The 24,313-nt window shown below is 64.5% G+C and carries 16 protein-coding genes and 1 pseudogene; 12 read left to right on the top strand and 5 right to left on the bottom strand.

Features of this window, described 5'->3' with window-relative positions; genetic code table 11:
* Window positions 1-256: 256 nt before the first annotated feature.
* The 3 genes from KF708_23750 (at window position 257) to KF708_23740 (ending at window position 5,622) form a co-directional block, all read left to right on the top strand.
* Window positions 257-1,645, top strand: a complete 1,389-nt coding sequence (locus KF708_23750) for a PhoPQ-activated pathogenicity-related family protein (GenBank protein MBX3415719.1) — start codon at window positions 257-259, stop codon at window positions 1,643-1,645.
* A 13-nt stretch (window positions 1,646-1,658) separates the two neighbouring features.
* Window positions 1,659-2,882: a glycosyltransferase gene (locus KF708_23745; GenBank protein MBX3415718.1), complete on the top strand. Its 1,224-nt coding sequence runs from the start codon at window positions 1,659-1,661 to the stop codon at window positions 2,880-2,882.
* Window positions 2,883-2,946: 64 nt separating this feature from the next.
* Window positions 2,947-5,622, top strand: coding sequence for a hypothetical protein (locus KF708_23740; GenBank protein ID MBX3415717.1), 2,676 nt, complete (start codon window positions 2,947-2,949; stop codon window positions 5,620-5,622).
* Here KF708_23740 and KF708_23735 read toward each other — a convergent pair.
* The 4 genes from KF708_23735 to hisA all read right to left on the bottom strand — a co-directional run bounded on the left by KF708_23735 (window position 5,582) and on the right by hisA (window position 11,764).
* The gene (locus tag KF708_23735) at window positions 5,582-7,405 is read right to left on the bottom strand and encodes an ABC transporter permease (GenBank protein ID MBX3415716.1); all 1,824 of its coding nucleotides are present in this window, start codon (window positions 7,403-7,405) and stop codon (window positions 5,582-5,584) included. The two genes, KF708_23740 and KF708_23735, sit on opposite strands and share 41 nt — an antisense overlap.
* A 22-nt stretch (window positions 7,406-7,427) precedes the next feature.
* Complete coding sequence (locus tag KF708_23730) at window positions 7,428-8,387, bottom strand: serine acetyltransferase (GenBank protein MBX3415715.1); 960 nt, start codon at window positions 8,385-8,387, stop codon at window positions 7,428-7,430.
* Window positions 8,388-8,836: 449 nt separating this feature from the next.
* Window positions 8,837-10,936, bottom strand: coding sequence for an elongation factor G (locus KF708_23725; protein ID MBX3415714.1), 2,100 nt, complete (start codon window positions 10,934-10,936; stop codon window positions 8,837-8,839).
* A gap of 96 nt (window positions 10,937-11,032) precedes the next feature.
* A complete protein-coding gene (hisA, locus tag KF708_23720; protein ID MBX3415713.1) occupies window positions 11,033-11,764 on the bottom strand; it encodes a 1-(5-phosphoribosyl)-5-[(5-phosphoribosylamino)methylideneamino]imidazole-4-carboxamide isomerase in 732 nt (243 codons plus the stop codon).
* A 247-nt stretch (window positions 11,765-12,011) separates the two neighbouring features.
* Between hisA and KF708_23715 the strand changes: the two are divergent.
* From KF708_23715 to KF708_23690, 6 genes and pseudogenes are all read left to right on the top strand, one after another.
* Window positions 12,012-12,856 (top strand): annotated as a pseudogene (locus KF708_23715) (glucose 1-dehydrogenase).
* Window positions 12,857-12,929: 73 nt separating this feature from the next.
* Window positions 12,930-13,457, top strand: coding sequence for a hypothetical protein (locus KF708_23710; protein ID MBX3415712.1), 528 nt, complete (start codon window positions 12,930-12,932; stop codon window positions 13,455-13,457).
* Window positions 13,454-14,296 (top strand): SDR family NAD(P)-dependent oxidoreductase, encoded by an 843-nt coding sequence (locus KF708_23705; protein MBX3415711.1) that lies wholly within the window; start codon window positions 13,454-13,456, stop codon window positions 14,294-14,296. The genes KF708_23710 and KF708_23705 overlap by 4 nt, the downstream gene beginning before the upstream one ends.
* Window positions 14,297-14,368: 72 nt before the next feature.
* Entirely contained in the window at window positions 14,369-15,043 is a 675-nt protein-coding gene (locus tag KF708_23700) for a metal-dependent transcriptional regulator (GenBank protein MBX3415710.1), read from the top strand.
* Between the two features lie 193 nt (window positions 15,044-15,236).
* A complete protein-coding gene (gene rnc, locus KF708_23695) occupies window positions 15,237-15,974 on the top strand; it encodes a ribonuclease III (GenBank protein MBX3415709.1) in 738 nt (245 codons plus the stop codon).
* 72 nt (window positions 15,975-16,046) lie between these two features.
* On the top strand, window positions 16,047-17,033 hold the full coding sequence (locus KF708_23690; GenBank protein ID MBX3415708.1) for a hypothetical protein: 987 nt from the start codon (window positions 16,047-16,049) through the stop codon (window positions 17,031-17,033).
* A 152-nt stretch (window positions 17,034-17,185) separates the two neighbouring features.
* Here KF708_23690 and KF708_23685 read toward each other — a convergent pair whose 3' ends face one another.
* Window positions 17,186-17,350 (bottom strand): hypothetical protein, encoded by a 165-nt coding sequence (locus KF708_23685; protein ID MBX3415707.1) that lies wholly within the window; start codon window positions 17,348-17,350, stop codon window positions 17,186-17,188.
* A gap of 178 nt (window positions 17,351-17,528) precedes the next feature.
* Here KF708_23685 and KF708_23680 point away from each other — a divergent pair, with 178 nt between their 5' ends.
* The 3 genes from KF708_23680 (at window position 17,529) to KF708_23670 (ending at window position 24,272) form a co-directional block, all read left to right on the top strand.
* Complete coding sequence (locus KF708_23680; protein MBX3415706.1) at window positions 17,529-19,148, top strand: HEAT repeat domain-containing protein; 1,620 nt, start codon at window positions 17,529-17,531, stop codon at window positions 19,146-19,148.
* Window positions 19,149-19,418: 270 nt separating this feature from the next.
* Window positions 19,419-22,787, top strand: coding sequence for a HEAT repeat domain-containing protein (locus KF708_23675; protein ID MBX3415705.1), 3,369 nt, complete (start codon window positions 19,419-19,421; stop codon window positions 22,785-22,787).
* A 258-nt stretch (window positions 22,788-23,045) separates the two neighbouring features.
* Complete coding sequence (locus tag KF708_23670) at window positions 23,046-24,272, top strand: DegT/DnrJ/EryC1/StrS family aminotransferase (GenBank protein MBX3415704.1); 1,227 nt, start codon at window positions 23,046-23,048, stop codon at window positions 24,270-24,272.
* Window positions 24,273-24,313 lie beyond the last annotated feature (41 nt).

Here is a 24,313-nt window from a genome sequence, read left to right as displayed (position 1 = left end):
AGCAGACGTGCAGCAGCGCAGGGCGGTTCATCGGCCGCGCGAGCCGCACGATCGTTGCAGTTGGCAGATTCGCGTGGCCGTTTCGGCCCGGGGAGGCTATCTTTGCCCTGAGTCGCGCGGAACCAGCACCTGCGGTGCGGGGTTCAATCCAAGCTGCGGCGCGAGGACGAGCCCTTCGCGGGAGAAATCCGACATGGCAATCAGGCGGCTGGGCCACATCAGGACCGGATGGGTGTGCGCCCTGGTCATGATAGGCATGGGAAATGTGACGGATGCGACGTTGACGGCCGCCGATCTTCCGCCTGCCGCGACCGAGGAGACGGCGCTCGACCGGTACCTGGCGCAGCCCGATCCCGTCTATGGATGGAAAGTCGCCCGCACGGTCGAGCAGGCCGACCACACGCTCTACGTGCTGGAGCTGACGTCGCAAACGTGGCGCACGGAAAAAGACGTCGATCGCCCGGTGTGGAAGCACTGGTTGTCGATCGTCGTGCCGAAGGAGCTCAAGTACCCGCACACGGCGTTTCTGTATATCGGCGGCGGCGAGAACGGTGACCCTGCGCCGGAGAAAGTGCCCGAGCGCGTGACCGAGTTGGCCCGGGGCACCGGCACGGTAGTGGCCGAGTTGGGCATGGTGCCGAACCAGCCCTTGCGCTTCACCGATTCGCCAGACGAGGCGCGGGAAGAAGACAACATCATCGGGTATACCCGCGTCAAGTACATGCAGACGCGCGACGAGACCTGGCTCGTGCGACTGGCGATGGTCAAGAGTGGCATTCGGGCCATGGACGCCATGCAGGAGTTTTTGGCCACGGATGCCGGGGGCAAGCTCGACATTCAGTCGTTCGTCGTGGCGGGGGCCTCGAAGCGAGGCTGGACGACCTGGCTCGTCGGCGCGACCGATCCGCGCGTGGTGGCCATCGTGCCGCTGGTGATCGATGCCCTCAATTCCGAAGAGATCACCCGGCATCACTACCGCGCTTATGGCTTCTTTTCGCCGGCGCTCGACGACTACGTGCGGCATGGGTTGTTTCCCGGCAAGATCGGCACGCCCGAGTATCGCGAGATTCTGAACATCGAGGACCCGTACGAGTACCGCGCCCGCGAGCGATTGCAGATCCCCAAGTTCATCGTGAACGCGGCGGGGGATGAGTTTTTCCTGCCGGACAACGCGCAGTTCTACTACCCGGCCCTCTCGGAGGAGAAACACTTGCGCTACGTGCCCAACGCCAAGCACTCGCTGGCCGGGAGCGACGCGCGGGAGAGCATCGAAGCGTTCTACCAGTCGATTCTCGACGACCAGCCGCGGCCGCATTTCCGCTGGCGCCATCAAGGAGCCGGTACGGTGGTCGTCACGCCGGTCGAGAAGCCGAGCAAGGTCACGCTGTGGCAGGCGACGAACCCGCAGGCGCGCGATTTCCGGCTCGACGAGTTGGGCAAAGCCTATCAGCCGACCGTGCTCGAGCCTGCGGCCGACGGCGCCTACGAGGCCCGCGTGCCGGCGACTCCCCAGGGTTACACGGCGTACTTTGTCGAGCTCGAGTTCCCGAGCGGCGGTCGTTATCCGTTCAAGTTCACCACCGATGTGCGCGTCGTGCCGGACGTGTTGCCCTTCGAGTTTCCGCAGTCCGGCCAGTCGCAGTGACAGGGGACGTGTCATGCACGTCATGTTCCTCCATCCGAATTTCCCGGCCCAGTTCGGTCATATCGCCTACCACCTGGCGACCGAGCGTGGGTGGCCGTGTACGTGCGTGACGTCGATCGACACGCAGCACTTGAAGCTGCCCTTCGTCCATATCAACTACAAGGTCGAGCCCGGCCCGCAGCCCAAGGTGTTTCACAACCCGGGCAGCTTCGATGGCATGATGGCCCATATGAAGGCGGTCTATCGCGGGCTGAAGTCGGCGCCGCAGATCCAGCCCGACCTGATCGTGGGGCATATGTCGTACGGCACGATGCTCTTTCTGCGAAATCTGTATCGATGTCCTTTCGTGGGCTACTTCGAGCTGCTACCGGCGCCGTTCTGGACCGAGGGCTTGTCGCTGCGTCCCGATTACCCGCCGCCGGAAGAGACGCGTCTGTTCAACGCGACCTATCACACGTTCACGTATCTGCACCTGCACGCGGTCGATGCGGCCTACACGCCGACCAACTTCCAGTTGCAGTCCGCGCCGGCCGAGCTGCGCTACAAGATTCGCACGATCTTCGACGGCGTCGATACCGAGGTCTTCCAAAGGCGCGATACCCCGCGGCCGACGAGCTTTCGCGGGATCGACATCCCGCCGGGCATGAAGATCGTGACCTATGTCTCGCGAGGACTGGAGTCGTCGCGCGGGTTCGACATCTTCATGCGGATGGCGAAACGCGTCTGTGACGCCCGTTCGGACGTGATGTTTCTCGTCGCCGGCGAGGATCGCACGCACTACGGCCACGAGCTGCACCACATCGGCAATCGCACGTTCAAGGAATATGTGCTCGCGCAAGATCAATACGATCTCGAACGCATTCGGTTCCTCGATCGTATTCCGATCGAAGAGCTCGTGACGCTCTATTGCCTGAGCGATCTGCACGTCTACCTGACGGTCCCCTGGGTGCTGTCGTGGTCGCTCGTGCAGGCCATGTCGACCGGTTGCACGGTGTTGGGCTCGGCCACGGCGCCGGTGCAAGAGGTGATCGAAGATGGTAAAAACGGTCTGCTGGCCGATTTCTACGACGTCGATGCCCTGACCGAACGTGCCCTGCAAGTGCTCGACGATCCGGCCGGGCATCGTTCGCTGGGCGACGCCGCGCGGCAGCTAGTGCTCGAAAAATACGAGAAGAAACGCTGCATCAATCAACTGGTCGATCTGTTCGAAGAAGTGGCGCGCAAGGGAAAACGCTGAGCCGCGGTAATTCGGGCAGCGCGGGTTGCACCGCGGCGCCCCAGCTCGCGACGCGGACAACGCCGTGGAAACGACTTCGCCTGATGTTCGCACGCGCGCCGGCCGGCTGCTGATCGTCGTCCTCGTCGGCGCGCTGGTGGCGTGGTTCTTTGCGGATGTAGTGTTTCGCGATCGGGTCTTTGCGTATCGCGATACCGCTTACCTGTATCAACCGCTCTACCGTTTCGTCGAGGCGCAGTGGTCGGCGGGGCGAATTCCGCTGTGGAATCCTCACGAGAATTGCGGGACACCGCTGGCCGCGAATCCGATCGCCGCGGCCTTTTATCCCGGCAAGTTGCTGTTTCGCCTGCCGATCGGTTACGAGACGGCCTTCCGAGCCTACGTCGTTTTGCACGTGTTGCTGGCGGCGGCGATGTCGTTCGTGTTGGCGCGACACTGGCGTTGCTCGCTGCCGGCGGCAGGGCTGGCGGCGATCTCGTATGCCTTTGGCGGTTGTGTGCTGTTTCAGCACTGCAACGTGATCTACCTGGTGAGCGCCGCGTGGTTGCCCGCGGCGATGGCTGCCGCCGATCGAGCGATCTCGCACGATTGCCGTCGCGGGTTGTTCGCCTGTAGCGCTGCGCTAGCGCTGATGATTCTGAGTGGCGATCCGCAGACAGCCTATCACGCGCTGCTGCTGATCGGGCTGTATGTCGTCCTGCAGTGGCGAGCCGGCGTCCGTGCAGTCGAGGCAGAAGTGGTGCGGCAGTCGCTCCCCAAGCTGACGCTGCGCTGGCTGGCGATCGCCCTGGGGATGTTGCTGCTTGCCGCGGTGCAGATCCTGCCGACGGCGGAATTGTCGCGGCGGAGCGAACGTGCGGCGTTCGAGAGTCCGCGCAGCCTGTGGGAGCTGGCGAGTTTCGTCGTGCCGCGCGATGGTGGATCCGAGGAACGCGCCGATTGGAGCGCCGGCTTGCGCGCCGTGCCTGCGGGCAATTCCTCGCACGATGCGGGCACGTACCAGTTCAGCTTGTCGCCGTGGCGCATGGCGGAATTAGCGTGGCCGAATTTCTCGGGGCGGTCGTTTCCGATCCATCGTCGCTGGATGACGGCGCTTCCCGCGGAAGGACGAATCTGGGTACCGACCCTTTATCTGGGGGCGATACCTCTCGTGCTGGCGGTCTCGGCCTTCCGCCTGCGCAGCGCGGCATTGCCGGTGCGCTGGATGTCGTGGTGCGTCATCGTGGGATTGGTCGCCAGCCTTGGCGCCTATGGACCGGGCTGGTTGGCTGCCGAGGCGTCTTGCATGAGCTACGGCGAGCAAGAGGGGGCGTTTCCGGTGGGAGGCGGATTTGGTGGTCTCTATTGGTTGTTTAACGTCGTGCTGCCCGGCTACGCGCAGTTTCGCTTCCCGGCGAAGTGGCTTGTCGTGGTAGCGTTGGGATTGAGCCAGCTTGCTGCGTTCGGTTGCGATGCTGTGCTGCGCGGTGAATCGCGCCGCGCGAAGCGGCTGTTCGCGCTCTTGGCATCGGCGAGCCTGGTCGGATTATTATTGGCCATTGTCGTTCGCCCCTGGTGGAGCCAGTGGTTGCAACAGGCGCCGGCCGATTCCCTCTTCGGTCCCCTCGAGGTCGAGGGGGCCTGGCGCGATTTGGCAGGTAGCTTTCTGCAATCGGCCATCGTCGCGGCGATCGCCTGGTTGTTGCTGCGACGCGCATCGATCAATGTTCGTCGCGTGGCGTGGGTGCTGCTGCTGGTGACGGGCGTCGACGTGGCAGTGGCCAATCGCTGGCTCGTGCTGACGGCCCCGGGCGATTTGCAGTCTGTATCTTCTTCTATCGCCACCAAGATGAAGCCAGTCGCGAGCGGATTCGAGGACGCAGAACTCGATCGCGCGTACCGAGCACCCTACTGGCAGCCGAAGCGATTCGCGGAAACGGCCGACGTGCAACGTGGCGAGCAGTCGGTGGCCTGGGACCGCGACACGCTTTGGCCGCGTTACCACCTGGATGCAGAGATCGGGCTGGTGGCCGTCGTGGACACCTTGTCGTCACTCGATGATGCGTCGCTCGTGCCCCATCTGCATCGCGAAGCACGGGCGGTGGACGATTCAGGAGCGGCGGCATCTCCCACGCCGGCGCTCGATCTCACCGGCACGGGCTGGATCATTCGCCCCGAGGAGTCGACTCGCGACGCAACGCTCATCCAGCGGCAAGCGAGAGGCGAACGCGTGTGGGTTGCCGAGGAGGTGGTCGAACTGCCGGGCATCGACGAACGAAACATGGCGGCTGTTCGACAGCGTACAGACGAGGTGCTCGCAAGATTGGCCCAGGCTTTGCCCGACATGCACCTGGCGGTCGTCGAACGGCAGACGCGGCGTGAAGCGGCATCGAGCGACCACGAGGCAGCGCGAACTGACGCACCGCTAGGGGAGGGCGCCGTCCTACGCGATGACGTGAATGAACTCGAAATCGAGGTCCGCCTCAATCGAGAATCGCTCGTCGTGCTGGCCGATGCGTTCGATCCAGCGTGGGTGGCGACGCACGCCGCGACGGGCGAAGCACTAGAAATCGTCCGCGTGAATCGCGTGTTGCGCGGCGTCTGGCTGCCGGCGGGCCAACATCGGGTGATTTTTCGATATCAACCCACGTGGCTCTATGCGGGGGGCATCGTGAGCGCGATGACGTTGCTCGTGTCGGGCACGCTGTTGGTGGCGTCTGTCAGGCGCCGGGCGGGTTCGTGCCGCGCAACAGACGCGTGACGGGATCGGTCCCCTGTCCTGGCGGATTCGATGTGTTGAGCGAGATCCGACCGGCCAGCTTCTCGAATTGTACGTAGCTGTACGCGAAGAGTATGCAGCCTAGTGCGAGGTACAGCGCGTTGCCCGTCATGTAGGCCATCGGGATGGCCGCCTCCGAGGTGGCATCGGCGCCGGTGACGCCGACCAGGCCGGGATATCCGAGCAGGAAAGGGATCAGCGGGGCCAAGAGGGCGATAAACATCATCTCGCTCATTTTCCCGCTGATGCTCAGGGCCACCGGCAAGAGGACGCATCCGCAGCAAAGGTAATAACCCCCGCCGAGCGTGAAGACGACGGCGAGCGTCGACATGAGGGCTCGGGTCGCATTCTGGCACCAGAGCGAGAAGAAGACCCCCAGCGCCGCCACGGCAAACGCCAGGATGGCCAAGGTGCCGGCGAGGAACGGCAGCGAAAGCGCGAACATGGGGGTCAGCACGAGCGTGGCGAACCAGTTGATCGCGACGAGCAGCAAGAGCCAGCGAACGGCAAACAGCGCGCCGGCCAGCTTGGCCCAGAGGATCTCGGAGGCGGACAGCGGCGAACAGATCAGCGAGATCCAGGTATCGCGGTCGCGTTCGGTAGCGATCGACGTCGAGGCCCTCACGGCCACGACCAACAACAGGCCACAGGCGATCACCGTCCCCAGGGCGACATTCATGGCGGCCCATTGGTCGTCCATCACGTCGCGTTGGAATCTGCTTTCGAGTCCGCCGATCACCAGGAAGCCGGTCAGGGCGAGCGCCGCCAGCGTCAGAATGACGATCGCCGTGCGTGCGATCATGCCCCGCCGGCCGGAGACTCGCTCGATGAACACCTCTTTCCAGAGCATGGCTCGCTGTCCGACCTGGGGTCGCCAGGAGGGGAGCCGCCAGCGGCCGGTGGTCCGCGCCACGCCGACGCTGGCCGTGTGCAAGTGCGCGCGGCGCACGCTCCAGACGGCTAATGCCAACACCAACACCGAACCGACCGATTGTCCCAGGATCAGCTCGACGACTTCGTGGCGACGGGAGAAGAAGCTCCCCCCCGAGCCTATCGCGGAACGCCCCAGGACGAGGATGGGGTTGATCGCCGTGAGCCAGTCGAGCACGTAGGCCGCGCCATCGGGCAGCGGCCCCTCGTAGCTCGAGCGCAGCGGTTCCAGCAGCAGCATCGAGACGAGAAACGGTCCCACGAACACGAAGAGCATCAGCAGGTAGGTCTGCGTGATGCCGTCCCGCGCGCGGCGCGTGCGTACCGAGACGAGGATGGCCAGCGCCGCCACAAAGACCGAAGTGCTGATGGTCACGCTGAACACGGCCAGCAGCTCGGCGGGGGCAATGCCCCCCATCATCATCACGAGCGCCAGGACCGGCAACCCCGTGATAAGCAGCGAAGCGACGTAGCACCAGCCCGCCGCGAACTTGCCGAGCACGATCTCGCGATTCGTGAGATCGGTGGCGAACAGGTACTCGATCGTGCGACGTTCGCGTTCCCGGGCAATGAGGCTACCCAGCGCCGCCGGGCTGACGAGCATGAGCGCCCAGAGCTGTAGAAACGTGAAGAAAAAGAAGAATTGCCCCGAAAACTGCGCGACCTGGTTGATCGACAGGCTCGACGTGTTGTAGCCCTGGCGATCGAGGCCCAGGAAGGAGTAATTCGTCCAGAGGATCAGGAACAGCAGAAGGCCGTAGGTCGCCCGGGTAAGAAAAAAGCGCAGCCGCCGAGCGCCGGTGGTCATCTCGGCGCCGAAGATCGGTCCCAACACGGTAGGGCGCATCGCTGCCCGTTTAGATCTGGTAGTTCAAGTCCGAGATCAGTTCTTCCGGATCGCCGGAGCGCATCTTCAATTGTGGGTTTTCGAGCACCACGGTCATGTGCGGCTTGACGCTGCGCGTGATCCAGACGCTCGAGCCGATGACCGAGTCGTGGCCGATCACCGTGCGCCCCCCCAGGACCGTGGCATTCGCGTAGATCACCACGCGATCCTCGATCGTGGGGTGGCGTTTCACCTCGCGAATGATATTGCCTTCGCCGTCGGTTGGGAAGCTGATCGCGCCGAGCGTGACACCCTGATAGAGCTTCACGTGGTTGCCGATCTCGCAGGTCTGGCCGATGACGACGCCCGTGCCGTGATCGATGAAGAAGTGATCGCCGATCGTGGCGCCGGGGTGAATGTCGATGCCGGTCTCTGAATGGGCCCATTCGGTCATCATGCGCGGGATGAGGGGCACCTCGAGCGTGTAGAGTGCGTGGGCCAGGCGGTAGATCGTGATCGCCTCGAGCCCCGGATAGCAGAAGATCACCTCGTCCAGCGTGCGGCAGGCGGGGTCGCCGTCGTAGGCGGCCTGCACGTCCATGGCCAGCATCCGGCGCAAGTCGGGGATCATGCCGAGAAAGGCCAGCGTCTTCTGCTGACCCAGGGCCTCGAAATCGGTGGCGTGCAGGCAATCGCCCGCGGCTCCGGCATCGTGCCGCAGCGCACGCCCGATCTGTTGCGTGAGCTTGTCGTGCAGCCGGTCGACGAGCTCTCCCACGTGGTAGAGCACGTTGCCGATGTGCAGTCCTTCGCGGCGGCGATAGCCGGGATAGAGGATCTCTTTGAGATCCTCGATCACGTCGCGCACGACGTCGTAGTTGGGCAAGGGGCAATGGCCCAGGTGGTGGATCTTGTCGTCGCTGCTGTAGGTGTCGACGATCCGCTCGGTCAGGTCGGGAAGCTGCTCTTTCAATCGGAAATCGGAGGCCATGGCGATGGTTCCGTGGCGCGCCGGTCGAGGACTTCAGGCGCAGACCACAAACGAGTAAGGGAAACGAAACCCTGGCGGGGAAGAAAACACGACACGCGACGAATGGGGCGGCAGAAAAAAGGTCCGGTCAGGCCGGACACGCGCAGCGACAGAGGCAGGCGCAGATGGTCTGCATCGACATCTCGCCCAAGGGTGCGCGGCAGACTAGGTAAGTGGCGTGGCGCATGGCAGGCGATCCAGCATGTGACGACCCCCGTTCCTGGGGGCCGAACGCGCTAAATCCTAGGTGGCACAACCGTCAAAATCAAGCGACCTGTCGTACTCTTCGGATGGAAATCGCCGGCAAGTTGAGGCGAAAACCAGTGCCGAAGCTGGGGCGCGGGGCGGGCCCCAACTCGCCCAGCCCCGGCCCCCTCTCCCGCCAGGGGAGAGGGGCGAGGCTTGCGCCGCTATTCCTCCTCTTCTGGATGGAGGACGGCCTTTTCCATGATCTCTTTCTGGATATTGCCCGGCACGACATCGTAGCGGGCGAACTCCATCGTGTAGCTCCCTTGCCCCCCCGTGATGCTCGACAGGCTGCGGGCGTAGCTGGTGACCTCGGCCAGCGGCACTTCGGCCGTCACGGTCGTGAGATCGCCGCCAGCCGAGTCCATGCCGATCACCCGGCCGCGGCGTCCCGACATGTCGCTGTTGATATCGCCCAGCTTTTGCGCGGGCACGGTCACGTGCAGCGTGACGATCGGTTCGAGCAGGCTCGGCCTGGCCTGTTGAAACACGTTGCGGAAGGCCATCGAGCCGGCCGTTTTGAAGGCTGCTTCGGAACTATCGACCGGATGGTGCTTGCCGAAGTGAACTTCGACGCAGACGTTCTCGATGCGATGCCCCGCCACGACGCCGCGGTCGAGGCGTTCCTTGAAGCCCTTTTCCACCGCCGGCAGGAAATTGTTCGGAATCGAGCCACCGACGATCGAATCGACCCAGAGGAAATTGTGGATCGGGTCGTAGTGGTACTCGCGCATCGAGGGAAAGTGCGACTTGTTGGCGAAATCCTCGATCTTGGTGCCGCCGGGCAGCGGAAACATGCGAATGTGGACTTCGCCGAACTGGCCCCGACCCCCCGTCTGCTTCTTGTGGCGGTAGCTCCCTTCGGCCTTGGTCTGGATCGTTTCGCGATAGGGGATCTTGGGGTCCTTCGTATCGACCTCGACCTTGTCGCGGCGCTTGAGCCGCTCCTGAATCACCTGCAAGTGCAATTCGCTCATGCCGGTGATGACCAGCTCTTTCGTCTGCAGGTCGTGATCGAGGTGGAAGGTGGGATCCTCTTCGAGCACCTTGTGTAAGGCTCCCGAGAGCTTCGCTTCGTCGCCGCGCGCCTTGGGGGTGGCGGCCAGGCCGACCATCGGCGTGGGGAAGCGGATCGCCGGCAACTCGAACTCGCCCAGCGACGTGCCGGTGTGCAGATCGTCGGTCTTGGCCACGGCGACGATGTCGCCGGCCGAGGCCACCTCGATGGGCTTCGTCTCGTTCGCCTGCACCTCGAGCAATTGCGGCAGCTTGATCGACTTGCGCGCGCCGGAAACGTGGACGGTATCGTCCTTCTTGAACGTGCCGGAATAGATGCGAACGAAGCTCAGCTTTTGCACGAACGGGTCGATCCGCGTCTTGAAGACCTGCGCGGCGAGCGGACCGGCGGGATCGGCCTGCAGCTCGACCTGCTCGCCGGCCGGGTTCGTGGCCGTGCGGCGGACGCGATCGGGAGGCAGGGCGCAGATGGTGAGCGCGTCGAGCAACTCGGTCACGCCGAGATTACTCTTGCCCGCCACGCAGACGATGGGAATGAGCGTCCCTTCGGCCACCGCCTGCACGATCAGCCGCGAGACTTCCTCGTCCGTGGGTTCGACGCCGTCGAAGTAACGAGCCGTCGCTTCCTCATCCACCTCGATGATCGATTCGATCAGCGAATCGTGAAACGAGTTGGGATCGATCGCCGCCCCGGCGATATCGGCCGGCACGTGCTGCGTGCTGGCGACGCCGCGGAAATCGTGGCTGACTCCCAGCGGCACGTTGAGCGGCACGCACTTCTTGCCCCACAGCTCCTGGATGTTGCCGACGAGCTTGGGGAAATCGATGTTCTCGGTGTCGAGCTTGTTGATGACGATGATGCGTCCCAGGCCGGCGTCCCCCGCCTCGTGAAAGACGCGGCGGGTGTTCACTTCGATGCCGGCATGCGCGTTGATGACGATGGCGGCCGTGTCGGCGGCGCGCAGCGCGCCGATCGTCTGGCCGATATAGTCGGGATAACCGGGCGTATCGAGCACGTTGAAGCGTTTGCCGCCGTACTCGAAATGCGCGACCTTCGACTCGATCGTATAGCGATGGTGCTTTTCTTCTTCGTCGAAGTCGCAGATGCTGGTGTGCTGGTCGACGCTGCCTTCGCGGTTGACCGCTTTGGTGATGAAGAGAAGGTGGTCGATCAAGGTCGTCTTGCCGCTCGACCCGTGACCACAAAAGACAATGTTGCGAATATCAGCCACGTTGTGTTTAGACATGCGAGCTTCCCTCAATGGTTTTAACGCAATGTTTTTCTCACAACGGCGCGGGGCGCGTGAGCCTCGGCCGATCGCTGTCTCTAGCTTCGGGCTTCTTCACGTTCCTTTCGTCACAGGTTTGGCTGCCTCGAGCGCGGCGGCCAGATCGAGCTTTCCTTCGTACAAGGCGCGACCCACGATCGCGCCATCCATCCGCGCGGCGGTCAGCCGGGCGATGTCTTCGACCGTGGTGACCCCCCCCGACGCCACAAGGGGCAGTTCGGTGGCGCGACGCATTTCGGCCAGCGCCCCGAGATTGGGGCCGGCCAGCATGCCGTCGGTGGCGATGTCCGTGTAGACGATAGCCGCGAGCGGCTCGTCGGCGAACTGCTCGGCGAGCGTCGTGGCCTGCACCGAGCTGGTCTCGAGCCAGCCGTCGGTGGCGACATGGCCGTCGCGCGCGTCGAGCCCGAGCACGAGCCGATGCGGAAATTTCCGGCACATGGCACGGAACCAATCGGGTTCTTTGATCGCCTTCGTCCCCACGACCAGCCGGTCGATGCCTTCGTCGGCGAGGGCTCGGATCGTCTCTTCGTCGCGAATGCCGCCACCCAGCTCGAGCGGCACCTGCACCGCCTGACGGATGCGGCGGATGCTCTCCAGGTTGGTCGGCCGGCCATCTCGCGCGCCATCGAGATCGACCAGGTGCAGGCATGCGCCCCCCAGCTCGATCCAGTGACGGGCCATCTGGGCGGGGTCATCGCCGAAGACGGTTTCGCGCCCGTAGTCTCCCTGCTGGAGACGCACGCACATGCCACCGCGGAGATCGATCGCCGGCCAGATCGTCATGCCGTCTCGCTTCGTGACACAGTGCGCTGAACCAACCGCCGCGCGACGCGCGGCGGACTTCCCTTTTTTCCCTTTCGCGCCAGAACAGCGCGATCGTCGACCTTCGAAATATGCCATAGAAGAATTCGACTTGCAACGATTTTAGTTCCCCGTCCGCGCGTCGTCATCTCTTTCTTTCGTCCACGAATCGTGTGTCGCGCGCTCGCGGCGCAGGCTGTTCTTGTCGGCCTTCGGCAGGACGGTTAGCATGGCTCGGCACGAATCACGCGGTGGGCGCAACGGCAAATCAGGCGAGATCGGCGTGGCAAATCTCTCAGGCAAAACGGCTCTGGTCACCGGCGCGAGTCGTGGAATTGGTCGCGCAACCGCGGTCGCATTGGCACGGGCGGGCGCCGACGTGGCGATCAACTACCGCTCGCACCCCGACGAGGCGGAAGAGGTGGCGGCCGAGGTGCGCCAGGCCGGACGACGCGCGCTGGTCGTGCGGGCCGACGTGGCCGACCACAACGCCGTGGCCGCCATGGTCGAGGCTACCGTGCAGGAGTTCGGCCGGCTCGACATCGCCGTCTCGAACGCCGCGGCGAGCCGTCGCGAACCGTTCTACGAAGCGGACCTCGACGCCTTTCGCCGCACCGTCGACGTCACCATGTGGGGCGCTTTCACCTGTTGCGGACCGCGGCCAGGCAGATGCTGACGCAGGGGGGTGGCGGGGCGATCGTGATCGTCAGTTCGCCCCATGCCTTCCTCGCCGTACCCCGGTCGATGGCCTACAATATGTCGAAGGCCGCCATCGATCACATGGCGCGAACGGCCGCCATCGAACTGGCCGAACATCGCATCCGGGTCAACCTCGTACACCCGGGCTGGATCGATACGCCGGGGGAACGGAGCTTCGCCACGGAAGAGCAGATTCAGGCCGCTGGCAGCAAGCTCCCCTGGGGCCGGCTGGGACGTCCCGAAGAGATCGGCCGCGCGGTCGTCTTCCTGGCCGATCCCGAGAGTGACTACATGACGGGGGGCTCGCTGCTGATCGATGGCGCCATCAGCTTGCCCTGGTGGGCCAACCGCGGCTCGGCGGTGCCGGACTCCTAGTGCCGCTGGAGATGCCCTTCCTGGCCTTCGCTTCGTACAAACTCGCTTCCAAGATTCCGACGTCGGCTGCCGCATGAAACTCGCGTATCTCTTACCCTGCACGTGCGGCCAGAAGATCGAGGTCGATTCGACCAAGGCCGGCCTCACCGTCACCTGCACTTGTGGAAAGACGCTCGATGTGCCCACGATGCGGCACTTGGGCGACCTCGAACGGGTCGGCAGCGCGCCACGTGCCGCCACGAGCTGGGGACCACGGCAGGGCTACACCCTCCTCGGAGCGCTCGTCTTGTTGTTGGGGCTCGGGTGGCTGGGCTACCAGGTGGTCAACATGCCCGGGGGTATCTACGTCGTGCCCCAGGAGATTCGAGAAGAAGTCTCCCAGTACCCGCCGGCCGACCTGGCCCAACAGTACAAGATTTTGCGCATGGGACTCGATCCCAGGGAGCCGGAAGTGGTGAAGGTCAGCCGCGCGTACGAGGCGTGGCACCGTCGCTGGACGTATGTCGCGGCGGGGGTCTCGCTGCTGGGGGGGCTCCTGACGGCGGGCGCCTGGTTCGGCATGGCAGAATCGAAACGCCCCCCAGGAAAACCACGCCGATGACGACCGCTCGACGCAATGCGATTATTACCGGCGCCGCAAGTGGCCTGGGGCGTGCCCTGGCGTTGCGGCTCGCGCGCGACGGTTGGAACATCGCTATCTGCGACATCAACGAAGCGGCCGCTGCCGAGACGCTCGAGCAGGTCCGCCGCGCGGGGGGCGAGGGACGCGTCGAACGACTCGACGTGGCCGACCCCCAACAATGGCAGGCCTTGGCCGAGCGATTGCGTGCCGCCTGGTCGCAGCTCGATCTGCTGGTCAACAACGCGGGGGTGGCCGGCGCCGGCAACGTGGGACAATTCACGCTCGACAACTGGCGCTGGATTCTCGACATCAACCTGTGGAACGGCATCTACGGCTGCCACACCTTCATCGACTGGATGAAGGAGAATCCGCGCGGCGCGCACATTCTCAACACCGCCTCGATGGCGGCGATCGTCTCGGCGCCCGGCATGGCGGGCTACAACGTGTCGAAGGCGGGCATGCTCGCCTTGTCCGAGACCCTCTACAGCGAGCTGAAGCCCTTCAACATCGGCGTGTCGTGCATTTGTCCTTCGTTCTTCCCCACGAACCTGCTCAACGACGGACGCTTCGCCGAAACGCGGATGAAGGATCTGGCCCAGCGCGAGTTCAAACGCTCGAAGTTCACCGCCGAGGACGTGGCGGAAGCGGCGGTGCGGGCGATCGGCACGAGACAATTCTACGTGATACTGCCTGCCGAGGGACGCTTCTACTGGCGTCTGAAACGGCTGTTTCCGACGTGGTTGCTCAAGCTGATCTCAAAGCGTTTCCAAGAGCAAATGGATCGCGCCGCCCAACGCGAGGCCGCGGCCAACGCCTAGGCGACGTTCGCCGCATGCGATACGATTGATCGCAGGGAAATCCTGGCAGCTAGCAACTCGACGGGGGTCGGTTTGGAAAGCCTGCGCGTCGAAGACTACGTCAAAACAATCTACCAGGCATGCTCCGAATCGGGCTCGCCGACGGCCGCCACCGGAGAAGTGGCGCGGCGACTCGGTCTCACGCCCGGCAGCGTCACGTCGATGCTGCAGCGTTTGGGAGAGGCCGATCTGGTCATCTATCAGGCGCATCGAGGCGTGCGACTCACGCCGGCCGGCGAGCAGCTTGCCTTGCGGATGTTGCGCCGGCACCGCCTGGTCGAACTGTTTCTTGCGACCACACTGGGACTCTCCTGGGACGAGATCCACGCCGAGGCCGAGAATATCGAGCACGCCGTCTCCGATCGTTTGATCGATCGGATCGACGAGTATTTGGGGCACCCCGATCGCGATCCACACGGCGACCCCATCCCCGACGCGGGGGGCCGCCTGCGGGCCGCGCATGGCGAGCCGCTGACCGATTGCGACAGCGACACACACTTCGCGCTCGAACGGGTGCTCGATCAGTCGCCCGACTTTCTGCGCTATCTGACCGACGGCGGGCTGGCCATCGGCGACACGGGCACGGTGGTCGAGAATCACCCTTCGGCCGGGGTCATCACGCTGCAAACCGGGGATCGACGGATCAGTCTCAGCCGCGAGATGGCGGGCAAAGTGCTCGTGCGACGCATCGAAACGCCGGCGAGCTGATCGATCAGGCAGTGCGTTTCCGCTGCCGCGGATTGACAAAAGCCATGATGGCGGTTAGGGTTGCGTTGCTGCGCGCCGCTTCGTCTGGCGGGTTTCTGCGTAGCCATCTCGGGATTCAGCACTCGGCCGAACCTAGCGTTGATCGGGCGAATGCCGGCTCCTTCATCGTTGCCGCGTGGCTCAGGTTCTTCGTATGTCGCCCGAACTCGATCCAGCTTCTACGACGGAATTCGAATCCGAACTGGACCGTTGCGAAAAGAGGATCGGCTATACGTTTAAGAGCAAATCGCTGTTGCGGTTTGCTCTGACGCATGCGTCCGGAGCCCGGCATCGTTTAGCGTCGAACGAGCGGCTCGAGTTCCTCGGCGATTCGATCCTGGGGGCGGTCGTTTGCGAGGCCCTCTTCCGTCGCTTCCCCGAGCATCTCGAGGGGGAGCTCACGAAGATCAAGTCGATCGTCGTCAGCCGCCAGACGTGCGCCAAGGTGAGCGAGGCGCTCGGCCTCGAGGAGTTTCTGATCCTGGGCAAGGGCATGACAACGCACGCCTCGGTGCCGATGTCGCTCTTGGCCGACGTGTTCGAATCGTTGGTCGCGGCCATCTATCTCGACGGGGGCGACACGGCTTCGCGGACCTTTATCATGCGGCACATGGCGGCCGAAATCGACGCCGCGGCCGGCGGCGATCACGGCGGAAACTTCAAGTCGATCCTGCAGCAACTGGCGCAGCGCGAATACGGCACCACGCCGACCTACCAGTTGCTCGACGAGAAGGGGCCCGATCACAGCAAGTGCTTCAAGATCTCGGCCCAGATCGGCCGCAATCGTTACGAGCCTGCCTGGGGACGCAACAAGAAAGAGGCCGAACAGCGCGCCGCGCGCAACGCGCTCAGCGAGCTGAACGGCGAGCCGGTTCCCTTCCCCTCGGATTGAGCCAGGCTGTAGGGCTCCGCCTTGTGGTCTTGGTGGCTTGCCCAGCCGTGTGCGGTTGCAAGAGGTATCTCGATGCGCGGACGTGTGGTGGTCTTATTCTCGGGCGGGCTCGATAGCATGCTGGCGGTGCGCCTCATGCAAGAACAGGGGCTCGACGTCGAGGCCCTCAACTTCCGCACCAGCTTTACCTGCTGCCAGAACACCGCGGCACAAGCGGCCCACGAACTGGGCATTCCGATTTCGATCATCGCCGAGGAAGAAGACTACCTCGATCTGATCCGCAAGCCAAAATACGGCTACGGTCGCGGGGCGAATCCCTGCGTCGATTGCCGCATCTACATGTTCGAGCGCGCACGCCGCTACATGCTCGAACGCGACGCCCTGTGCGTTGCCAGCGGCGAGGTGCTCGGCCAGCGCCCCATGAGCCAGAAACGACGCGATCTGCTGCTCATCGCCAGCCAGTCGGGGCTGGAAGGACGCTTGCTGCGGCCTCTTTCAGCCAAGCTGCTGCCGGCCACCGAGCCCGAGAAATCGGGAGCCATCGATCGCTCGCGCCTGTACGATTTCACGGGCCGCGGCCGTAAGCCTCTCATCGAGCTGGCCCATCAACTCGGGCTGCAGCGGATTCCCAGTCCTTCGACCGGTTGCGCGCTGACCGAACCGCAGTTCGCCACCAAGGTACACGACCTGGTCCGGCTCGATGCCGGCAGCACGTCGTGGGACTTCGACCTGCTGAAGACGGGGCGCCACGTGCGCTTCGACCGTCTGACGAAGATTGTCGTCGGCCGGCGCGAGGCAGAGAATTTGCATCTCGAAAGCATGTTCGCGGCCAGCCGCTCGCGCGCCGAGGCCTTGCTCTGGCCCGAGAATTTCCGCGGACCTTCGTGCCTCGTCTGCGGACCGGCGACCGACGCCGCGCTCGAGTTCGCCGCCGGCTTGCTGCTGCGTTACGGGACGAGCGACACCGCGGAGCCACGCGTCCACGTGCGCCGCCGCGACGGCGAGGTGCTGCTGCCGGCGGTCGAAAGTGTGCTGGTGCGCGAGGCGGCGCCGCTGTAGTGGCGCCGCGCTGGTCGGAATTCAACGCCTGCCCATCCAGGCGATGTGGCCATGGCCCCAAGAGACTCGCGCAAAAAATTAGGCTGGCTCCACAAGGTGTGCGGAGCCAGCCTGTCTCGTTGTATTCTTAAGGCGTCAGACGCGGCGACCGACTAGCGGCTCGCCTTCTTGATGACCTTCTTGGCGGCCGGCTTCGCCTTGGGCGAACGCTTGGCCGAAGCCTTCGTGGTCTTCTTGGCCGGCGAGGCCGTCTTCTTCTTCGGCGACCGTGCCGGAGCCTTCGCCTTCTTCGCGCCCGACTTCTTGCTGATAGCCATTTCCTTGGCTCCTCAATCCGGGCACCCAGCGTGGCGTTTCATGTCCTCTCTCCGGATGCCCTGAGAAGAAAGGACGCCAAATTTCCGAGGTACGCTTGGCCCGCGAGCGATGCGGTTAGCATCATCGCGAGCAGTGTCAGATTTCACTGACGGCGCGATTTGAGCATGTTTCTGCGTTTTGCGTCAATACGAGTTGCCGACGCACACCACGCGCGGGGCGAACGACGCGCGGCTGGCGGCGTGTTATAACGTCGCTATGACCACCTCGCTCGACACCTTGCTCGCCCACTATTCCTCCTCCGAAACGCGCGATACGACGGCGCTGGCCCAGCGGCTCGCGCACGCCGAGCCCGACGAGATCGACGCGCTCGTGCATGCCGCTGCCGAGGACGAGAAGCTGGCCGAATTGTTACCGCACGTCGTGCTAGCATCGCCCGGCGAGGCCGGCGAGCTGCGCGATCATCTCACGCCCGAAACGGTGGCGGCCGTGGCCGATTGGTACGCGCGATTGGGGCGCGGCGATCGGCGGCGATCGCACCTGCTGCGGCTCTTGGCCAGCGATGGTGGCCCCGTGGCGCTGCGGGCTTGGGCCGAGTTGGTGGCCACCGATCCGCCACGCGAGAACGACGAGGTGGATCGCGCCTTCGTGCCCTTGTTCCAACAGCGAGAATTCGCCGCCGAGGCCCTGTTTCCCAGGCTTTTGGATGCCGTGGCCCATCGCGAGGTCGCCGCCGCCGTGCTCGATACGGCCAACTACTGCACGCGCCAGCGGCTGGTCGACGATCACCCGGCACGCGAACGCGCGGCGGCGCTGGGCGAACTGTTCGGCGCGCTGTTGCAGCAGCTCGAACGGATGACCGAATCGCCCGAGCGACTCGAACAGGACGCCGCGACGCTCGGCCGCCAGTTGAACGAAACATCGGCCCTGTTCATCGCCCTGTGCGATGCGATCGCGCTGGTGGGCGATCCCAAGTTGGCGGCGAAGCTGCGTCCGGCGCTCGGCATCGGGCACCGGCGTTTGCGCACCGAGGCGGCGGCCGCGCTGGCGCGCTTGGGGGATGAAGAGGGCATCGCCGAGCTGCTGCGTCTGGCGAGCGAGCCGGTGGTCCGCCCGCGAGTGCTAGCATATGCGGAAGAATTGGATCTTTTCGATCGCGTGCCCGAGCAGTTTCGCACGCGCGCTGCCCGCGCCGCAGGAGAGTTGACCGCCTGGCTGGCGCTGCCGAAGCAGTTCGGGCTGCCCCCGCAAGAGATCGAGCTGGTGGACGAGACGCGCCAGCACTGGCCCGGCTACGAGGAGCCGATCGACTGCTTCTTGTTCTCGTACGAGTACCGTTTGCCGGGGGGAGGCTGGAGTGGCCTGGGCATCGCCGGCCCGTTGACGTTGAGCCTGTCGGTCGACCTGGAGGACTTTCCCCCCAGCGACATCTATGACCTCTACGCGGGCTGGCAGGCCGAGCACGAGGCAATCTCGCTCGTCGACGCGGCCGAACTCTCGACCGAGGATCGCACCACGCTCCAGCGGTTGGCCGCCATGCTGGCCGAGGCCGGCTACGAGCAGGCACGCCTGGTGAAGGTGGGACGCTTCTTCGACGAACTGCACCCCATCTATGCCACCACGAGAGGAAATCAATCGGGGCACGTCGTTCTCGACGGGCAGACGCCCCACTGGTACCCCACCGGCAGCGCGAGCCAGCCCTTGACGGCCGAACTGGCCTACGACATGCACAAGGGGCGCAAGCTGCTGCGGATGTTCAATCCCGCCCCGCGCGCTGCCGCGCCGGAAGATGTCGCGTAAGTTGTCCGACCCGGCCGTGGCGACTAAAGTCGAGGCTTATCCGATCCGCGCGGCCACGACGCCTGGGGCACGCAGGGTGTCTTTCCCAGGCATACTGGGCTTCCCTACCGCGACCTGTCTGACAGGGCCGTCGGAGCCGATGAGTCCGCGCTGCCGCGACGTCTGATCGGCAGACGCGGGCGGTTTTGCTACCTGCTGTGTTTTCCCCGATGGGTGCGATCGATGATGTGTTCGTGTTCTTGCCTGGTGTCTCGCGCGAAGTGGGCGGTCGTGCTCCTGGGTTGGTTCTTGGCGGCGGGCGGAACGTGCGCGCTGCGAGCGAACGCCGAAGAACGTACGACGAGCGATTACCAGCCCGTCGTAGCCACCGCTTCGGACGAGGGGCAACAAGCGATCTCGCGCGTCCGTGTACCCGAGGGCTTGAAGCTCGAGCTGGTGGCGGCCGAACCGCTGCTGGCCAACCCGGTCGCCTTTACTATCGACCATCGCGGGCGTTTCTACGTGGCGGAGACATTTCGCCTGCACGCCGGAGTGACCGACAATCGCTCGCACATGTACTGGCTCGAAGACGATCTGGCGGCGCGCACCGTCGAAGATCGCGTGGCCATGTATCGCAAGCATCTGGGCGACGTCTTCGGCAGCTACGAGGTCGAGCACGATCGCGTCCGCCGGGTTGAAGATCGCGACGGCGATGGCGTGGCCGATCACTCGACGGTGCTGGCCGATGGTTTTCATCATGCGGCCGACGGAATCGGATCGGGCGTCCTCGTTCGCGGCAACAAGATCTACTATACCTGCATCCCCGATCTGTGGTTGTTCGAAGATGCCGACGATGACGGTGTCGCCGAGAAACGTCAATCGCTGCACAACGGCTACGGCGTCCACGTCGCCTTCTTGGGGCACGACCTGCACGGATTGATCCAGGGACCCGACGGCAAGCTCTATTTCAGCATCGGCGACCGCGGGCTGAATGTGACGACCGAGGAAGAAAACATCGACTTGCCTGATGTCGGCGCGGTATTGCGCTGCAATCTTGATGGCAGCCAACTCGAAGTGGTCGCCACGGGGTTGCGCAATCCCCAAGAGCTGGCCTTCAACGAGTTCGGAGATCTCTTCACCGGGGAGAACAACTCCGATGGTGGCGACGAAGCGCGACTCGTGCAAATCGTGCCCGGCGGCGACAGCGGTTGGCGCATCGGCTACCAGTACATCAACTCGCCCGTGCGCCGCGGACCCTGGAACGAAGAACAGCTCTGGAAGCCCCGTTTCGCGCGCGAGGTGGGCTACCTCGTGCCTCCCATCGCCAACTTCGCCTCCGGACCGTCGGGGCTGGCCTACAACCCGGGCACCGGGCTGAACGAGCGGTTCAAGAACCGCTTCTTTCTGTGCGATTTCCGGGGCGCGAGCGCCATCAGCGGCGTGCGTTCCTTCGAGCTCAAGCAGAACGGTGCATCGTACGAGCTGGGCGAGAACGACGAGTTCGTCTGGTCGCTGCTGGCCACGGATCTTGCCTTCGGCACGGATGGCGCCCTCTACATCAGCGACTGGGTCGAGGGGTGGGAGAAGCCGAACAAGGGACGCATCTACAGGCTCTCGGATCCGGCGCGGGCGGGCGACCCGCAACTGGCCGAAGTGAAGCGACTCTTGGCCGAGGGAATGCAAACGCGAGCCATCGACGAACTAACTACGTTGCTTCGTCACGCCGATATGCGGGTAAGGCTCGAAGCGCAGTTCGAGCTGGCCGCGCGCGGCGCCGAGGGAGCGACTGCACTTTGGACCGCCGCGACCGATTCGCCCGAATTGCTGGCGCGACTGCACGCCATTTGGGGCCTGGGGCAATGTGGCGAGGCGCAGCAGGCCAGGTTCCGCAACCTGCTGACCGATCCGCAAGCCGAGGTGCGCGGACAGGCGGCCAAGATGTTGGGTGAGTCGCGCGTCACGGAGGCCCGAGACGATCTCGTCGCGCGGCTGTCCGATGAATCGCCACGCGTGCGATTCTTTGCGGCGTTGGCATTGGCCAGACTCAACCAGGCCGAGATCCCCGTGGCCCCCGTCGTGGAGATGCTGCGTGCCCATGACGATCGCGATCCGAATCTGCGTCATGCCGGCGTGATGGCTTTGGCGGCGGCTTTGAAGCCGCTTGTTGCCGAGGGAGCAACCGATCGGGCAAACGCCTACGTCGAATTGCTGGTGAAGGATCCGTCGGCCGCCGTGCGCATCGCCGCCGTGGTCGCCCTGCGAAGGCTCGAGAGCCCGCTTGTCGCACGGTTTCTCGACGACCCGCAGGAGCGTGTCGTGCTGGAAGCGGCCCGCGCGATCTACGACGTGCCGATCGCCGCCGCGCTGCCGGCGCTCGCTGCCAAGCTCGTTCAGCCGACGACGTCGGCTCCACTTGTTCATCGCTTGCTGGCGGCGAATCATCGACTCGGTGGCCCCGAGGAGGCCGCCCGGGTTGCAAAGTTCGCCGCCGATGCAACGACCCCCGAGCGGATGCGTGTCGAGGCGTTGGAACTGTTGGCGGCGTGGAGCACACCGGCAAATCTCGACCGCATCACGGGGTTGTGGCGCCCGCTCGATACGCGACTGCCCAACGTAGCCGGTGCGGCCGCGCGACCGCTGCTGGCCGAGCTGTTGAACAGTTCGCCCGATCGCGTTCGCCAGGCCGCCGCGGAGTTGGCTGGCGCGACCGAAGCGGTCGAAAGCGCGCCGCTGCTGGCCGAGCTCGCCGTCGATACGAAGCGTCGCACCGACACGCGCGTCGCGGCGCTCGAGGCGCTCGATCGTTTGGATCGGACCCTGGCGGACGCTGGCGCCAACTCAGCGTCGACTTCCGACGTGCCGACGCGCCTGCGCGACGCCGTGCAGTTTGCGCTCGATGGCGACGACGGAAAGCTGCGCTCGGTGGCGCGGCAGATTCAGGCCAGAATCGATCCGGCGGCGGCTGTGCGCGGCATCGCCCTGGTGCTCGACGAGGGAACGATTCCCGAGCGGCAGGCGGCCTTCGCCACGCTGACCGGCATGCAGCATGCCGACGTCGATGCCGTGTTGGCACAGTGGCTCGACAAGCTCGCCGCGAGCGAAGTCGTGCCCGAGCTGGTGCTCGATCTGCTGAATGCCGCCAACGGTCGTGCCGAGGCCGGTATTCCCGACAAGCTTGCGCAGCACGAAGCAACGCGGGCAAGCGACGATCCACTCTCCGCCTATCGCGAGGCCCTCGTCGGGGGCGATGCCGAGCGCGGCCGACGCGTCTTTTACGATAAAACGGAGGTCGCCTGCCTGCGCTGCCATAAGATTCGCGGACAAGGGGGAGACGTGGGACCCGATCTCACCACGATCTCCTCGCGCGAGAATCGCGAGCACCTGCTCGAGGCGATCGTGGCGCCGAATCGCAAGATCGCCAAGGGATTCGAGACGGTGGTCATCGCTACCGACAGCGGCCAGGTGCTGACGGGAGTGCTCAAGAGCGAAGATGACGAACGCGTCTGGCTGATGACGCCGGAAGGGACGCAGATCGCGGTGCTAAAGAGCGAGATCGACGAGCGGGCCGGAGGCGCTTCGGCGATGCCCGACAAGCTGCTCGAAAATCTCTCGAAGGCAGAAGTTCGCGACCTGGTAGAGTTTTTGTCTCGCTTGAAGTAAGGCAAGTCGTAAACAAAGTGGCACAGGCTGCCAGCCTGTGCGGGAGCGTATTCACGGCAATCCGCACAGGCCAGCGGCCTGTGCCACTTCTCTTGTTGCTAATGCTGCGTTAGGGTCCGGATGCGGAATCAAGCTTGGCCCGGTTGACACCCGGCCGTGGTACCGATAATCAGGGGATTCGCCTTGCGCTCTTCGATGTGTGCGGGTGATCCCCACTACCTTGCCCACTCTGACGCGAATCTTCCGGAGCTTTTCCCCATGTCCGAACTGGCACTCCGTGGCGGACCGAAGACAAAATCGAAGCCTTTTCCCGAGTGGCCCATTTTCGACGACCTGGAACGCCGCGCGGTGAACGAGGTGCTCGAGAGTCGCGTCTGGTGGCGCACGCCGGGCACGCGGACGCTGGCCTTTGAGCAGGAGTTCGCCAAATTCCACGGGGCCAAGCATGGGATCGCCATCACGAACGGCACGCATGCCATCGAGGTGGTGCTGGCCGCGCTGGGGATTCGCTCGGGGGATGAGGTGATTGTGCCCGACTCGACCTTCGTGGCCACGGCCAGCGCCGTCTTGTTCTGCGGCGCGATGCCGGTCATGGTCGACGTGCGGCGCGATACGCAGTGCATCGATGCCGACCTGGTCGAGAAGGCGATCACGCCGCGGACCAAGGCGATCATCGCGGTGCATCTGGGAGGGCACCCGGCCGATCTCGACCGCCTGACCGAGATCGCCAAGCGGCACAACATCACCCTGGTCGAAGATTGCGCCCACGCACACGCCAGCCAATGGCGCGGCCGCCACGTGGGCAACTACGGCATCGCCGGCACGTTCAGCTTTCAGCAAAGCAAGCTGATGACCGCGGGCGAAGGGGGCATCATCATCACGAACGACGATGACTTCGAGCGCCGGGCGCGATCGGCCCACGATTGCGGCCGCCTGCCGGGTGAGTGGTTTTACGCCCACTTCAACTACGGTTCGAACTATCGCCTGGGCGAGTGGCAGGGGGCGGTGCTCAGTGCGCAGCTCACGCGGCTCGACGCTCAGACGAAGCGCCGCCACGAGAATTCGTTGCTGCTCGACAAGCTGCTGGGAGACATCGAGGGGATCACGCCGCAGTTGCACGACGAGCGCTGCACCCGCAATGGGCATTACGCCTACATCTTCCAATACGATAAGGCGGCCTTCGGCGGCGCGCCGACCGAGAAGTTCATCCAGGCGATGAACGCCGAGGGGATTCCCAACCAGGCCGCCTATCCGCCGGTCCACGAGTTGGCCATGTTCCAGTCGGGAGCCTATCGCGAACGCCTCTCCGGCGAGCAGGCCAAGGAGCCACACTCGTTCCTGCAAGCAAAATTCCCTGAGACGGCGCGTGCCGCCTGGGAGAGCTACTGGGTGCCGCAGTATTGCTTGCTGGGGGACGAACGCGACATGCAGGAAATCGCCGCCGCGGTGAAGAAGATTCAGCGCTGTGCGACAGAGTTAAAGTGATTGGTCAGGGGATAGTGGACAGTGGCACAGGCCGCCGGCCT

It is taken from the genome of Pirellulales bacterium, from assembly GCA_019636335.1.
GTDB lineage: Bacteria > Planctomycetota > Planctomycetia > Pirellulales > JAEUIK01 > JAHBXR01.
The sequence above is the reverse complement of the archived record's forward strand: the minus strand, read 5'-3'. Positions and strand labels throughout refer to the sequence as shown.

Bases quoted from the DNA above. Each gene is read 5' to 3' on its own strand.
- KF708_23750 (MBX3415719.1), top strand. From the start codon at position 257: ATGGGAAATGTGACGGATGCGACGTTGACGGCCGCCGATCTTCCGCCT.
- KF708_23745 (MBX3415718.1), top strand. From the start codon at position 1,659: ATGCACGTCATGTTCCTCCATCCGAATTTCCCGGCCCAGTTCGGTCAT.
- KF708_23730 (MBX3415715.1), bottom strand. From the start codon at position 8,387: ATGGCCTCCGATTTCCGATTGAAAGAGCAGCTTCCCGACCTGACCGAG.
- KF708_23725 (MBX3415714.1), bottom strand. From the start codon at position 10,936: ATGTCTAAACACAACGTGGCTGATATTCGCAACATTGTCTTTTGTGGT.
- hisA (MBX3415713.1), bottom strand. From the start codon at position 11,764: ATGACGATCTGGCCGGCGATCGATCTCCGCGGTGGCATGTGCGTGCGT.
- KF708_23710 (MBX3415712.1), top strand. From the start codon at position 12,930: ATGAAACTCGCGTATCTCTTACCCTGCACGTGCGGCCAGAAGATCGAG.
- KF708_23705 (MBX3415711.1), top strand. From the start codon at position 13,454: ATGACGACCGCTCGACGCAATGCGATTATTACCGGCGCCGCAAGTGGC.
- rnc (MBX3415709.1), top strand. From the start codon at position 15,237: ATGTCGCCCGAACTCGATCCAGCTTCTACGACGGAATTCGAATCCGAA.
- KF708_23690 (MBX3415708.1), top strand. From the start codon at position 16,047: ATGCGCGGACGTGTGGTGGTCTTATTCTCGGGCGGGCTCGATAGCATG.
- KF708_23685 (MBX3415707.1), bottom strand. From the start codon at position 17,350: ATGGCTATCAGCAAGAAGTCGGGCGCGAAGAAGGCGAAGGCTCCGGCA.
- KF708_23670 (MBX3415704.1), top strand. From the start codon at position 23,046: ATGTCCGAACTGGCACTCCGTGGCGGACCGAAGACAAAATCGAAGCCT.